Origin of the sequence: Sphingomonas sp. Leaf21 (assembly GCF_916858675.1) — a bacterium.
Taxonomy (GTDB): domain Bacteria; phylum Pseudomonadota; class Alphaproteobacteria; order Sphingomonadales; family Sphingomonadaceae; genus Sphingomonas.
Map to the genome: position 1 here is coordinate 19,817 of NZ_CAKASM010000024.1, position 13,809 is coordinate 33,625.

Here is a 13,809-nt window from a genome sequence, read left to right on the forward strand (position 1 = left end):
CCCCAGCCGCGTCTCGGCCTGACCGCGAAGACACGCGGAGCGGGCCAGCCAGATACTGGAATCGCAGGAAAGTTTTCCGATCTACTGGCGACAGGGGCGCCCATGCCGGACGGGACCGGCCTCATTCCCGTCACCGGCGGGACGGGTGACACCCCCGACAGCGACGCCAAGGCGGCAGCGGATCCCGGCAACGGCTTGCCGACCCCCTTGCCGATCGCGTTGCCGCCCCCCTTGGCGATCGCGTTGCCGGTCGCCGTGCCGGTCATCGCCACACCGCCGGTCTTGCAGACAGCACCACCAGCAGCGCCGCCCTCGACATCCACGATTGCTGTGGCGGTATCGACGGTGGCCGCGGACGCGGTCGCGTCGCCGCTGCCGATGAAGAGCGCAGGGACGTCGGCCAATCCGCCAGAGGCGACGGCGCCCTCCGCCGATTCGACACCACTGGACGAGGGCCAGAGCCCGGTCGCGCGCTCGACGCCAGTACCGGTGCCAATGCCCGTACAGGTGCCAGTGCCGGGCCCGCTTCCGGATACGGTCCCGGTCGCGCAGGCGGCGACACCGATCCTGACACCCGGCGCGCCCAGGCCGATACCGGCGGGCAAGCCATTGGGGGCTGCGGCCGTGCCGCGCCCCGTGTCGCTCGACACGACCGCCATCCTGCCCCGGACCGAGCCACCGGCGATGGCGCCGCCCGCCGCTCCCGCAAGCGCAGCGACGCCGCTGGTTCGGCCGAGCGATACCGCCATGGTCGACGCGCTGGCCCGCACCGCCACGCCGTCGCCGCAGGATGGCGCCACGCCGCTTCCACCCAATGGCCAGGGATTCCGCCTGGTCATGGCGAATCCCCAGGTCGAGGCGGTCGCGACGCCGACCGCCATCCTCCCTGCGCTCCCCAGCGGTCCGCTGACCGTGCGGCAACCCGCGCAGGGGGCACCGGTGATCGGCCTGCTCGCGACCACGCTGCGCAGCCTGTCCGTCCCAGCCGACAAGGCAGACGAGGCGGTCGATCGCCCCGCCTCGCCGATGACGGGTGCGATCGACCCCGCCACTCTGGCCTCCGCCGAGGGCGTTCGGGCGGTCGTGGCATCGACGCCGTCGGGTGATTCGGGGCCGCTCGACATGACCCAGCATCATTGGCCGCAGGCGATGATCGACCGGATCGACCGGATGCGCGAGGACGCCGCGACCGCCGACACCCGGATCCAGCTTTCACCCGATGCGCTGGGCGGGATCGCCGTGGCGATTCGTCGCGACGACGATCACACCCACCTCCACTTCATCGCCGAGCAGGCGCAGACCGCGACGATCCTGGCCGACGCACATGCGACGCTGTCGCGGCTGGCCGAGGACAAGGGGATGCGTCTGGGCAGCATGGCGGTGAACGCGGGTGCGTCCGGCGGCGCCGACCTGGGCCAGTCGGCGCGCGACCAGCGCCCGGCGGCACCGCCCGCGCCCGTCCAGCCGACACGCCCGCGTATGCCGGACGCCGAATTTTCCCGCGACGGGGCGACGGGCACCCCCGCCGCCGCCGCTTCCACCCGAATCGCCTGAGGAACCAAGACATGAGCGACGCGAAAGACACGCCCGAAGCCGAGGGCGCGCCCAAGAAGAAGAAGGGCAAGATCGGCAAGATCCTCGTCATGGCCGCCGGGGTCGTCGTCCTGCTGGGCGGTGGCGTCGGGGCCGGGCTCTATGCCGCCAATTCGGGGCTGATCGGCGGTCATTCGGGCAAGGCGGGTGCCGAGGAGGCCGCCGCCGACGCCAGCCATCCCGGCCCGAAGCTGGTCCCCAAGGCCGAGCAGAAGCGCGCCGGTGAAGGCGGCGAAGGCGGCGAGGGTGGCCATGGCGGCGGCGAGGGCGGCGAAGAAGGCGCGGCGCACGAGAATGTCGGCATGAAGACGCCGATCGGCGACGGCGGCGAGCGCTATGCCAGCAACTATTACCAGATGCCCAAGGACTTCACGTCCAACATGCGCGACTCGGTGCATATCATCCAGGTCGGGCTGGCGGTATCGACGCCCTATGACGACACGGTCATCAACAATCTGAAGACCAACGACCTGGCGGTCCGTTCGGCGATCCTGATGACGCTGGGCGACGCGACCGAGGAAACGGTGTTCTCCAGCGACGGCAAGCGTCAGCTCCAGCGCAAGCTGGTCGACTCGATCAACGAGATTCTTCGCCAAAAGGAGGGATTCGGCGGCGTCGCTAACGTCTACTTTACCAATTTCGTTGTTCAGTGAGACATGGTTAACGCCACCCCTCAGGCCGATCGACGCGAGCGCAATCGGGAACAGCCCATCGCCGACCATGGCGTGCTGGGTTCGACCAAGCTCAACCCGTTCGGCGATCTGCATACGATGCAGCATCTGTCCGCGCGGCTGGCGCGGACACTGAAGGGGCTGTTCGAATCGCTGCTGCGCGAGGAACTGCGCTGCTGGGCGGAGCCGCTGGTCGTCCAGCGCTTCGCCGATTACCGGGCGGAGCGCGGCGAAGGGCTCAGCGCCTGGTTGCCGATGACGATGACCTCGCCCGGCGGGTCGCCCGCCGATGCGCAGGCACTGATCGTCATCGATGGCGGGTTCAGCCTGTCGCTGATCGACCTGTTCTTCGGCGGCACCGGCAACGTCCCCGATCCCCTGCCCGCCGAATTCTCGCACGGGGCCGAGACGATGGTGACCCAGCTCGGCGATATGATGGCGACGCCGCTCCGCAACGCCTGGGAATCGCTGGCGCGCCTCGACTTCCATGCCGGTCGCCCCGAATCCTCGCCCGCGATGCTGTCGGGGATCGAGGGCGAGGATGCGATGATCGTCACCCGCTTCGGCATCGCGGGCCAGACCCGCCGCCCGACCATGCTCGACATCCTCTATCCGGTCAGCGCGTTGAAGCCGCACGGCTCCGCGCTCACCGGCAAGGTCGTCGACAAGCAGGCGGAGGCCGACCCCACCTGGCGCGGCGACCTGACCCGCGCGGTGATGACGGTGCGCTTCCCGGTCCGCTCTGTCCTGGCCGAGCCCGTGGTGTCGCTCAGCCGCCTGATGGACCTGAAGATCGGCGACGTGATCCCGATCAGTTTCGGCCCGGAAGTGCCGGTGATGGTCGGCGGCGACCTGCTCGGCACGGGCACGGTCGGCACCGCCAATGGCCGCGCCGCCGTCCAGCTTACCTCGCTCAACCGGTCCGTCGAAGGACTGGCCCGCGCTTACGAAGGACCCGAAGAATGAACGATATGACCGGGGGCTTCCCCGTCGACACATCGGTCGCGGCCAATTTCCGGCTGCTCCAGGATGTCGACGTCAAGCTGACCGTGGAGATCGGATCGACCCAGCTGTCGCTGCGCGAGCTGCTGGCGCTGTCCGAATCGAGCGTGATCGAGCTGGATCGCCAGGCCAACGAGCTGCTCGACGTGCTGGTCAACGGCACGTTGATCGGCCGCGGCGAGGTGGTGACGGTCGGTGACCGCTTCGGCGTGCGCATGACCGAGTTGGTCAACCCCGACAAGCGCGGCTGAACCACCCCATGCTCTGGTCCTATATCCTCAAGCTGGTCATTCTCCTGCCGCTGATCTGCGGTCTGATGATCGGGTGCCTGTATCTCTGGCGGCGGCTGGAAAGCCGGATGCCGGGGCGGCCCGCGACGCGGTTGATCCATGTGCGCGAGACGATGATGATCTCGCCCGGCCTGCGGCTGGCGGTCATCGAGTTCGAGGGGCGCAACCTGCTCGTGTCGGTCGGGCGCGGTGGCGTGCAGCTCGTCGACAAGGTGGAAGGGAACGGGACCCCGTCGGTGACGCCGAATCCGGTGCCGCCCACCACCCCGCGTCGTCCCGCCGATTTCGTGTCGCGTTTCGCGCCCAAGAAGTTCGACCAATGAGCATTTCCGTGACCCGGCGGGGGACCGGCCCCGCGCTGATCCGCGCGCGCGCCGACCGCACCGCGAAGCGCGGCCTGAAGCCGCTCTGGATCGTGCTGGCGCTGCTGCTGGCGCTGGTCATCGCGATGCCCGCCTTCGCCCAGGCTGCACCGGCCGCGGCACCCGCGCCCGGCGTCGGCGACGCGGTCGACCGCGCGATCGGCCAGCTCGGCGGTGGCGGCAATGGCAGCTCGGGCTCGCTCAGCCTGTCGCTCCAGGTCCTCATCATCATGGGCCTGCTGACGATCCTGCCGGGCATCATCCTGATGATGACCAGCTTCACCCGGATCGTCATCGTCCTCGCCATCCTGCGCCAGGCGCTGGGCCTGCAACAGACCCCGCCCAACCAGGTGCTGATCGGCCTGTCGGTCTTCCTGTCGCTGTTCATCATGGCGCCCACGATCAGCCAGATGAACACGCAAGCCATCCAGCCCTATGCCGAGGGTCGCCTGCCCGGCACCGAGATGATCAAGGCGGCAGGCGCGCCGCTCCACGCCTTCATGGCAAAGCAGACGCGCGTGAAGGACGTGACGATGTTCGCCGAGATGGCGAAGTCGGGCCCCTATGCCAGCCCCAACGACATTCCCTACGCGGTGCTGCTCCCCGCCTTCGTCACGTCGGAGCTGAAGACCGCGTTCCAGATCGGCTTCCTGATCTTCCTGCCCTTCATCGTCATCGATCTGGTCGTCGCGACCGTGCTGATGGCGCTGGGCATGATGATGCTGTCGCCGTCGATCATATCCTTGCCGTTCAAGCTGCTGCTGTTCGTGCTGGTCGACGGATGGGCGCTGACCATGGGCAGCCTGGCGAACAGTTTCGCGACGTGATTCCCTCGGCCTTCGACGTCGCCCAGCCGGAGCGAGGTCGAAGCCCACGCCCCTCACTCCCCACGGGATAAAGACCGCATCATGGACGCCGATTATTTCCTGACGCTGGCCAACCAGACCATGTGGGTGCTGGCGCTCGCCGCCGCGCCGATCCTGCTGCCCGTGCTGGTGTCGGGCCTCGTCATCGGCATGGTGCAGGCCGCCACCTCGATCAACGAGCAGACGCTGTCCTTCGTCCCCAAGCTGATCGTCGTCGCCATCTCGATCCTGATCTTCGGCAGCCTCATCATGGGGCTGCTCAGCGACTTCACCGTCAGCATGTTCGAGCGCATCCCGGACCTGGTCAAGTGAAGGCCCGGGTGAAGTAACATGCTCGGCTTCGGCCTCTCGATCGAGCCGCAGGCTTGGGCGATCCTGTTCGTCATGATCCGGATCGGTGCGGCGTTCATCACCGCGCCGGTGTTCGGCGCGGTGTCGATCCCGCTGCCCGTGCGGGTCAGCCTGGCGGGGGCGATCGCCTTCCTCGTCAACTCGGTCCATCCGGTGGTGCCGCCGCCGGTCATCTTCGCGGTGCCGACGATCATGTCGGTGGTCGCGGAGGCGATCGTCGGCCTCGCGCTGGGTCTCATCCTTCAGGTCGCCTTCACCGCGCCGCTGGTCGCCAGCGAGCTGATCGGCGGATCGATGGGCATCAACTTCGCCGCCACGATCGATCCGCTCAACGGCCGGTCGAGCCAGGCGCTGGGCCAGTTCTTCACGGTGATGCTGACCCTGCTCTTCCTGTCGGTCGACGGTCATCTCGTCCTCGTCGATACGATCGTGAAAAGCTATGACGCACTGCCGCCCGGCCAGGCGTGGATGGCACCGGCGCAGTATCGCGCGATCGCCCTTTTCGGCGGCTATGCCTTTCTCGCCGGACTGTTGCTGGCGCTCCCCGTCGGCTTCCTGCTGCTCTGCCTCAACCTCGTCATGGGGATGATGAGCCGCGCCGCGCCCTCGCTCAATCTCTTCTCGGTCGGCCTGCCCGCCGCGCTGTTCCTCGGCGTCATCGCCATCGCCATCGCCTTCCCCGCCATGGGCGACTATATGCTCGTCATCCTGCGCGAAGGCCTCGCCGCCACCCAGACTCTGGTGCTCGGCTGATGTCGGAGGGCGGCGAAAAGACGGAAGCCCCAACCCAGAAGCGCCGCGAGAAGGCGCGCGACGACGGGCAGGTGCTGCGCAGCCGCGATCTCGCGGCGGCGCTGGTCATGATGGCGGGCATCGCCTGGCTGATCTTCGCGGGGCCGACCCTGCTGGGCGCGTGCAAGGCGGTGATGGCCGCCAGCTTCCAGTTCGACCATGCCGATGTCGAGGATTTCGAACCCTTCCGCCCGCTGATGGAGGCGGGATGGAAGCTCGCCCCCTCGCTCGCCTCTCTGTTCGCGGTGACCATCGTCGCGACCATCGCGTCGCAGGCGGGGCTGGGCTCGCTCCACTTCAATCCCAAGGCGATGGCGCCCAAGCCCTCCAAGCTCAACCCCGCCTCGGGGTTGAAACGGATCCTGGGCTCGCAGGGCTGGACCGAGCTGGGCAAATCGCTGCTCAAGGTCGTGCTGCTCGGCGCGATCGGCGCCTATATGCTGTGGAAATCGTCGCGCACCACCATGGGGCTGGCGCAAAGCGACCTGAACGGCGCGATCGGCTCGCTTGGCGGCACCTTCATCTCGGTGCTGCTGGTGATGGGCATGGGCCTCGTCCTGATCGCGGGCTTCGACGTACCGCTCCAGATCTTCCAGCTCTTCTCCAAGCTCAAGATGACCAAGCAGGAGGTCAAGGACGAACACAAGGAGAGCGAGGGCAATCCCGAAGCCAAGGCGCATATGCGAGCCAAGCAGCGCGAGATGTCGCACCGCGCCGTGCGCGCGGCGGTGCAGGAGGCGCATGTCATCCTGACCAACCCGACCCACTTCGCCGTCGCGCTGCGCTACGAGCGTGGCGAGGACGAGGTGCCGGTGGTGGTCGCACGGGGACGCGGCGCGACGGCACTGGCGATCCGCGAGATGGCGGGCGAATATGCCAAGCCGGTGCTCGAATATCCGCAGCTCGCCCGCGCGCTCTATTACACCAGCCGCGAGGGGCAGGAGGTCCGTGCCGACCTGTATCAGGCGATCGCGGTCGTGCTCGCCTTCGTCTTCGGGCTCAACGCCGGGGCGGGCGGCACCGCGCAGCCGCCGGTCGAGGTCCCGGTCGGTGCCCGCTTCGACGAGAATGGCGCGCCCCAGTCATGATCCGTCGCGTGCCGAACCATTCGTCGCAAACTCCTAAAGTTTCGGGACGGCGCGTCGTTAACGACTGCGAACGCGTGCCGGAGTACCGTCGATGACGACCATTTCCTCGACCTCATCGTCGTCCACGGCGACGACAAGCACGGCGACCCCGACGCCATCGACGACCGACGCGACCAAATCCGCCGCACAGGCGCTGTTCACCTCGCTCCAGACGGGCTCAGGCATCGACCTGTCGTCGCTGGTCCCCTCGCTGGTCCAGGCACAGTTCGCCGCGCGCACCGCCGCGCTGAAGGCCAAGGCGGACACGCTGACCTCGCAGATTTCGGCGACCTCGACCGTGATGAGCTCGATCACCGACTTCGCCACCTCGCTCGCCAGCCTCGCCAAGGGCGGCACGCTCGCCACCCAGGCGACCAGTGGCAATGCGGCGGTGTTCAGCGTGACGACCGCGGCCGGCGCCAAGCTCGCCGGGCTGTCCAAGTCGATCACCGTCAACGCACTCGCCACGGCGCAGACCAGCGTGACGAAGACCAGCTACGACCGCACCGCATCGATGGGCACCGGCAGCCTGTCGATCCAGGTCGGCACCAACGCCGCCGTCACGGTCGCGTTCGACGACGGCACCAGCCCGACGATCGACGATGTCGCGTCCAGGATCAACGCAGCCAAGACCGGCGTCACCGCCTCGGTCATCACCGATGCCGATGGCAAGGCCTATCTGTCCTTCACCGGCGCGACGGGCAGCGCGAACAGCTTCACCGTAACCGCCAGCGAGGGCCAGACGCCGGGCCTCGCGAATCTGGCGGTGGGCGGCTCCGCGACGGGCACCCGGACCGCGGCGACCGCAGGCAATGCGCAGCTGACCGTCGACGGCGTCACCGTCGAGCGCGCCAGCAACACGGTCAGCGACCTGGTCAGCGGCGTTACGATGACGCTCAATTCGGTCTCGACCACGCCCGTATCGCTGACCGGCACACGACCCACCGCCGCGCTGACCTCGATCGTGTCGGACTTCGTCTCGACCTTCAACGACAAGATGACCGAGCTCAACAAGGAGCTGGATCCGCAGACCGGCGACCTGCGCACCGACCTCGCGGCGCGCACGCTGTCGCAGTCGCTGGGCCGCCTGACCACGACCAAGATCGTCCCTGGCGACGAAAGCCTGCCCGGCCCCAAGACGCTCGCCGATCTGGGCGTGGCGACGCAGAAGGACGGCACGCTGAAGGTCGACTCGGTGCGGCTGGCACAGGTGATGGCGCAATATCCCGACGCGGTGGAGCAGATGTTCCAGTCGAGCGGCGACAATATCGTCGGCCTGTCGTCGCAGCTCAACAAGATCCAGCTCGCGGCGACCAGCACGCTCTACGGCCTCGGTGCCAGCAGCAAGCGGCTGAGCGAGGCGCAGAGCGCCAACAGCCTGGCACAGAGCGACCTGACCGACGACCAGAGCGCGACCCAGGACCGGATGACCGCGCAATTCTCCGCGATGAACGCCCGCGTCTCCAGCTACAAATCGGTGCAGAACTTCATGGACCAGCAGGTCAAGATGTGGACGAAGAGCAGCTGACATGGCCTATGCAACCGGACTGCTGGCCGATCCCGCCGCGACCTATCGCCAGATCGACGTCGTCGGCCGCACCGCGATAGCCGACGGCCCCGCGCTGGTCCAGCTTCTCTACGAGGAACTCGTCTCCGCGCTGCGCTCGGCGGCCTGGGCGACCGAGCATGGCCAGCTCGCGCGCAAGAGCGAGCGGGTGACGCGCGCCACCGCCATCCTGTTCGCGCTCGAGGCGGGCCTCGACTTCGAGAATGGCGGCGAGATGTCGATCACCTTCGCCAGGCTCTATGCGGGCGCGCGTCGGCAGATCGTCGACGGCTCCCTCGACCAGAATCCGCAGGTCTTCCGCGACGTGGCGACCAACATCGCCGACATCGCCGAGGCGTGGGAAACGGTGCGCCAGATGAGCAAGGCGAAGGCGGGGGCGTAAGAGCGGGAAAGCGCGCCGCAGGGGATCCCCGTGCGCCGCGGACTTCGCTCAGCGCGAACGGAACGGTATGACCGTCACCGCCGAAACCAGTGGCGCTGCACGAAATAGATGACGATCCCCGCAGCGATCAGCGTGCACGCGCCCAATATCGCGTCGAACGCCCAGGGCTCCTCGGCATAGGGCAGGGTCTTGACGTTCATCCCGTAGAGCCCGGTAATGAAGGTCAATGGCAGGAACACCATCGCCACGATCGAGATGACGAGCGCGCGATTGTCGATCTGCTCGGCGCGCATGTCGCTCAGCGTCTCGTGAATCAGTGCCGAGCGTTCGCGGATCGATTCCAGTTCCTCGGCCATCCGCGCCGCGCGGTCGGCGGCGGCGGACAGATGCAGCCGGTCGTCATCGGCCAGCCAGTCGCCGGGCAGCGCGGCCAGCTTTTCGAGCGCGGCGCGCTGCGGATTGAGGAAGCGGCGATAGCCGATCGCGGCGACGCGCACCCGGCTGACCGTGCGGCGGAGCTGGAAGACGCGGTGTTCGTCCAGTTGCTCCTCGCACCCGTCCAGCTCGTCGCCCAGATTGGCGACATCGGGGTCCATGTCGCTGGTGATCGCGGTGGCGAAGGCGGTGATCAGGTCGCCCGGATCGGCGACCGCACCCTTCTCGACCTCCTGGCGCACCGTATCGACGGCGAGCAGCGGGCGGCGGGTGACCGAATAGACCTTGCCCTTCACCGCCCAGATGCGGACCGAGGCGAGCATGTCCGACCCGTCGAGCGGCTCGCTGCTCCGTCCGCGCAGGTTGAGGAATGCCCCCTCGCCCACCGCCTCGCAACGCGGGCGGGTCTCGGTAGCGGTCAGCGCGTCGACGACATAATCGCCCAGATGCGCCGAGTCGCGCAGCCAGCGTTGCGCCACCGCGTCATTGGTTTCCAGATGCACCCAAACGAGCCGCGCCTTGGCCTCCACCGCCTCGCGGATCGGGATGGCGTCGGCCTTGCCGCCGTCGATGCGAAACGCGAAGCCGGTCATGCGCGGGTGTCCATGGTCAGGTCGACGATCTGGCCCTCGCCCGGTTCCGCCGGGAGCGCGTCGCTTTCGATCCGCACCGCATCGGCGCGCGCGCGGTCCAGGATGGCGGGCGGCACGTCGGCGCGGTGATAGACGCGGTCGGCGGCGGCCAAGGCGCGCGCCTGTCGCAGGGTCAGGTCGTCGGGGTCGTGCGAGGTCAGCACGAACGCCGCGACCGTGGCGGCGGGACGCGCGACGCCATCGAGCCAGGCGTCGACACCGGTTTCTCCCGCCAGCGGGTCCAGCGGGCCGCCGGGCGACAGTGCCGCCCCGATCGCCCGTCGCCGCTCCGCTCCATCCGGAAAGCGCGCGCGCAAGGCGGCGCGCGCAGCATACAGCCCCTCGGCCAGCGTCCCCAATCCGGCGGGCAGAAGCGTCTCCAGCCGCTGGCGAAGCGCCGCCGCCAGCCCCGCCGACACACCACCGGTGCCGATCGCGACGATCACCGGTCCTCGCTCGACGATGGCGGGAAGGGTGAAGTCGCACGCCGCCGGGCGATCGACCGCGTTGACCAGCACCCCGCGCGCCTTCAGCCGGGCGATGGCGGCCTGGGCTTCCTCCTCATCCTCGATCGCGACGATGGCGAGCGAAGCCTGCGCGCCTTCGCCAACGACCACCGCGCCCGCACGGTCGAGCAGACGGTGCTTGGCCTCGGCGGGCTCGCCTTCGCCGAGCAGGATGACCGGGCGACCGTTCAAACGGACGAACAGCGGCAGGCTGGCGAGACTCACCTATTCCTCCCTGAGCTGTGCTTGGGGAGGGGGACCGCCGCGAAGCGGTGGTGGAGGGGCAGATGTCCCCGGCCCCTCCACCACGCCCTGCGGGCGCGGTCCCCCTCCCCATCGAAGATGGGGAGGAATGGGGCGGCGAGCGTCACTTCTTCAGCCACTCCGGCACGCGCTCGGCGGCGATGATCGTTTCGGCGGCGATACGGTCGGCGACGACGGCGAAGCGGTCGCCCTCGACCATCACCTCGGGGACCAGCGGACGGCTGTTATAGGTCGACGCCATCGTCGCCCCATAAGCCCCGGCGGTGCGGAAAACGGCAAGATCGCCCGACTTCACCGCGTCGATCTCGCGATTCATCGCGAAGGTATCGCCCGTCTCGCACACCGGCCCTGCAATGTTGGCCATCATCGTCTCACCGGTGGGGCGAACCGCGACGAAGTCGTGATGGGCATCATAGAGCGCGGGCCGCATCAGGTCGTTCATCGCCGCATCGACGATGACGTAGGGGTTGGCGACGCCGGGCTTCACCCAGACGACTTCGGTCGCCAGCACACCGGCATTGCCCGCGATCACCCGGCCGGGCTCGAACATCAGCTCGACGTCCCAGTCCTTCGTCACGCGCGCCACCATCTCGCCATAAGCGGCGGGCGCGGGCATGACGTCGCCCGGCTTGTAGGGCACGCCCAGTCCACCACCCAGGTCGACGCGGGCAATGCGGTGCCCCGCCCCGCGCAGCTCGGCGACCAGCTCGCCGACGCGCTTGTATGCGGCCTCCAGCGGCGCGAGATCGCCAAGCTGGCTGCCGATGTGGCAGGCGACACCCTTCAGGTCGATGCCGGGCAGGCCCGCCAGACGGTCGAACATGCCCAGCGCCTGATCGATCGGCACGCCGAACTTGTTCTCCTTGCGCCCCGTCGAGATCTTGGCGTGCGTCCCCGCATCGACGTCCGGGTTCACCCGCAGCGTGGCGGGGGCGACCAGCCCGCGCTCATGCGCCAGCTCGGCGAGGACCGCGCCCTCTTCCTCCAGCTCCAGGTTGAACTGGCCGATCCCGGCCTCCAGCGCGGCGATCAGCTCGGCACGGGTCTTGCCGACGCCGGAGAAGACGATGTCCTCCGCCTTCATCCCCGCCGCCAGCGCGCGGCGCATCTCGCCGACCGAGACGACGTCGGCGCCGTACCCCTCATCGGCGAGCACGCGCAACACGGCGAGGTTCGGATTCGCCTTGATCGCATAGGCCAGGTGGACACGCGACAGCGCGCTCAGCCCGTCGCGGAACACCTGCGCATGACGGCGGAAGGTCGAGGCGGAGTAGATATAGACCGGCGTGCCGACTTCGGCGGCGATCCGGGATACGGGCACGTCCTCCACATGGAGTTCGCCGTTCGAGAAGTGAAAATGGTCCATCAGCGGGGGGGCAAATCAAATTCGTCCGAACGCCGGTCCTGCGACTGGGTCATCAGTTCGTCGGAGCGTTGCGGGCGTTGTTGGGGAGTGGCCGTCAGCAATTGCTGCGGCGTCGGAGTCGCGGTGGCGCCGCGCGGCGCGACGGGCAGGCTCTCGCCCTTGGCCGGTTGCAGCCGGTTGGCCGCGCCGCATCCGGTCAGCGCCAGCGCGATCAGCAAGGCGAGCGCGGGCTTCATGCGCGCAGGCCCCGTGCGGTCGCGATCGCGGCGCGGACATTGGCGGGCGCGGTGCCGCCGAAGCTGACCCGGCTGGCGACCGAGGCATCGACCGACAGCACGTCGTAGATGCTCTCGGTGATCCGCGCGTCGATCGCGGTCAGGTCGTCGATCGACAACTGATGCAGCATCACGCCCTTCTCCTCGGCGAGCTTCACGGCGCGCCCCGTGATATGGTGCGCCTCGCGGAACGGAATGCCGCCGACCCGCACCAGCCAGTCGGCCAGGTCGGTCGCGGTGGAGAAGCCCGCCTCCGCCACGGCGCGCATCCGCTCCGTCCGGAAGGTCGCGCTCTCGATCATCCCGGTCATCGCCGCGATCGACAGCGCCAGCAGGTCGTGCGCCTCGAACACCGGCGGCTTGTCGTCCTGCATGTCCTTGGAATAGGCGAGCGGCAGGCCCTTCATCGTGACCATCAGGCTGGTCATGCAGCCCATGATCCGCCCCGCATGGCCGCGCACCAGTTCGGCGGCGTCCGGGTTGCGCTTCTGCGGCATGATCGAGCTGCCCGTCGACCATTGATCCGACAGCGCGACGAAGCCGAAGGGCTGCGACGCCCACAGCACGAATTCCTCGGCGAGCCGCGACAGGTGGAGCGAGCAGTTGGTCGCCGCCTGCAGATAGTCGATCGCGAAGTCCCGGTCGCTGACCGCGTCGAGCGAATTGCGCGTCGGCTCGTCGAAACCCAGCGCCTCGGCGGTCATGTGGCGGTCGACCGGAAAGCCCGTCCCCGCCAGCGCCGCCGAGCCCAGCGGACACTGGTTCATCCGCGCCCGCGCCGCGACGAAGCGGCTGGCGTCGCGCACGATCATCTCGTGATAGGCCATCAGGTGATGGCCCAAAGTCACCGGCTGCGCGGACTGGAGGTGCGTGAAGCCCGGCATCACGCTGTCGGCATGTTGCTCGGCACGGGTCAGCAACGCGTTCCGCAACGCGCCCAGCGCCGCCAGCGTCTCGTCGATGGCATCGCGCACCCACAGGCGGAAATCGGTCGCGACCTGGTCGTTGCGCGACCGCGCGGTGTGCAGGCGTCCCGCGACCGGGCCGATCAGCGCGGCCAGTTTCGCCTCCGACTGCATATGGATGTCTTCGAGGGTCAGGTCCTCGGCCACGCCGTTCGCGGCATAATCCTCGGCGACCCGGTCGAGCCCTTCGGAAATCGTCGCGGCGTCCTCGGCCGAGACGATGCCCTGTTTGCCCAGCATGGCGACATGCGCCTTCGACCCGGCGATATCCTGTTTCCACAGTCGCTTGTCGAAGGGGATGGACGCGTTTATCTCGCGCATCACCGCGGCGGGACCTTCTGCGAAGCGCCCGCCCCACATTGC

General features: G+C 68.5%; 16 protein-coding genes. 11 read left to right on the plus strand and 5 right to left on the minus strand.

The window, feature by feature from the left end:
- The first annotated feature begins 102 nt into the window (after positions 1 to 102).
- From LRP66_RS15020 to LRP66_RS15070, 11 genes are all read left to right on the plus strand, one after another.
- Positions 103 to 1,554: a flagellar hook-length control protein FliK gene (locus LRP66_RS15020; RefSeq protein ID WP_230483413.1), complete on the plus strand. Its 1,452-nt coding sequence runs from the start codon at positions 103 to 105 to the stop codon at positions 1,552 to 1,554.
- Between the two features lie 11 nt (positions 1,555 to 1,565).
- Positions 1,566 to 2,246 (plus strand): flagellar basal body-associated FliL family protein, encoded by a 681-nt coding sequence (locus tag LRP66_RS15025; RefSeq protein ID WP_230483414.1) that lies wholly within the window; start codon positions 1,566 to 1,568, stop codon positions 2,244 to 2,246.
- 3 nt (positions 2,247 to 2,249) lie between these two features.
- The gene (locus tag LRP66_RS15030; RefSeq protein ID WP_230483415.1) at positions 2,250 to 3,230 is read left to right on the plus strand and encodes a flagellar motor switch protein FliM; all 981 of its coding nucleotides are present in this window, start codon (positions 2,250 to 2,252) and stop codon (positions 3,228 to 3,230) included.
- Positions 3,227 to 3,517, plus strand: a complete 291-nt coding sequence (fliN, locus tag LRP66_RS15035; protein ID WP_230483416.1) for a flagellar motor switch protein FliN — start codon at positions 3,227 to 3,229, stop codon at positions 3,515 to 3,517. The genes LRP66_RS15030 and fliN overlap by 4 nt, the downstream gene beginning before the upstream one ends.
- An 8-nt stretch (positions 3,518 to 3,525) precedes the next feature.
- Entirely contained in the window at positions 3,526 to 3,879 is a 354-nt protein-coding gene (locus LRP66_RS15040; RefSeq protein ID WP_230483417.1) for a flagellar biosynthetic protein FliO, read from the plus strand.
- On the plus strand, positions 3,876 to 4,745 hold the full coding sequence (gene fliP, locus LRP66_RS15045; RefSeq protein ID WP_230483418.1) for a flagellar type III secretion system pore protein FliP: 870 nt from the start codon (positions 3,876 to 3,878) through the stop codon (positions 4,743 to 4,745). Before LRP66_RS15040 ends, fliP begins: the two co-directional genes overlap by 4 nt.
- An 81-nt stretch (positions 4,746 to 4,826) precedes the next feature.
- Entirely contained in the window at positions 4,827 to 5,096 is a 270-nt protein-coding gene (gene fliQ / locus LRP66_RS15050) for a flagellar biosynthesis protein FliQ (protein ID WP_230483419.1), read from the plus strand.
- An 18-nt stretch (positions 5,097 to 5,114) separates the two neighbouring features.
- Entirely contained in the window at positions 5,115 to 5,888 is a 774-nt protein-coding gene (gene fliR / locus LRP66_RS15055; RefSeq protein ID WP_230483420.1) for a flagellar biosynthetic protein FliR, read from the plus strand.
- The gene (locus LRP66_RS15060; protein WP_230483421.1) at positions 5,888 to 7,015 is read left to right on the plus strand and encodes an EscU/YscU/HrcU family type III secretion system export apparatus switch protein; all 1,128 of its coding nucleotides are present in this window, start codon (positions 5,888 to 5,890) and stop codon (positions 7,013 to 7,015) included. The genes fliR and LRP66_RS15060 overlap by 1 nt, the downstream gene beginning before the upstream one ends.
- A gap of 91 nt (positions 7,016 to 7,106) precedes the next feature.
- On the plus strand, positions 7,107 to 8,582 hold the full coding sequence (fliD, locus tag LRP66_RS15065; RefSeq protein WP_230483422.1) for a flagellar filament capping protein FliD: 1,476 nt from the start codon (positions 7,107 to 7,109) through the stop codon (positions 8,580 to 8,582).
- Between the two features lies 1 nt (position 8,583).
- The gene (locus LRP66_RS15070; RefSeq protein ID WP_230483423.1) at positions 8,584 to 9,003 is read left to right on the plus strand and encodes a flagellar export chaperone FliS; all 420 of its coding nucleotides are present in this window, start codon (positions 8,584 to 8,586) and stop codon (positions 9,001 to 9,003) included.
- 74 nt (positions 9,004 to 9,077) lie between these two features.
- Here the strand turns inward: LRP66_RS15070 and LRP66_RS15075 are convergent, their stop codons facing one another.
- The 5 genes from LRP66_RS15075 to argH form a co-directional block, all read right to left on the minus strand.
- Positions 9,078 to 10,031 (minus strand): zinc transporter ZntB, encoded by a 954-nt coding sequence (locus LRP66_RS15075; protein ID WP_230483424.1) that lies wholly within the window; start codon positions 10,029 to 10,031, stop codon positions 9,078 to 9,080.
- The gene (locus LRP66_RS15080; RefSeq protein WP_230483425.1) at positions 10,028 to 10,801 is read right to left on the minus strand and encodes a precorrin-2 dehydrogenase/sirohydrochlorin ferrochelatase family protein; all 774 of its coding nucleotides are present in this window, start codon (positions 10,799 to 10,801) and stop codon (positions 10,028 to 10,030) included. Before LRP66_RS15080 ends, LRP66_RS15075 begins: the two co-directional genes overlap by 4 nt.
- Positions 10,802 to 10,943: 142 nt before the next feature.
- A complete protein-coding gene (gene lysA / locus LRP66_RS15085) occupies positions 10,944 to 12,206 on the minus strand; it encodes a diaminopimelate decarboxylase (RefSeq protein ID WP_230483426.1) in 1,263 nt (420 codons plus the stop codon).
- A complete protein-coding gene (locus tag LRP66_RS15090; protein ID WP_230483427.1) occupies positions 12,206 to 12,442 on the minus strand; it encodes a hypothetical protein in 237 nt (78 codons plus the stop codon). Before LRP66_RS15090 ends, lysA begins: the two co-directional genes overlap by 1 nt.
- On the minus strand, positions 12,439 to 13,806 hold the full coding sequence (argH, locus tag LRP66_RS15095) for an argininosuccinate lyase (RefSeq protein ID WP_230483446.1): 1,368 nt from the start codon (positions 13,804 to 13,806) through the stop codon (positions 12,439 to 12,441). The genes LRP66_RS15090 and argH overlap by 4 nt, the downstream gene beginning before the upstream one ends.
- Positions 13,807 to 13,809 lie beyond the last annotated feature (3 nt).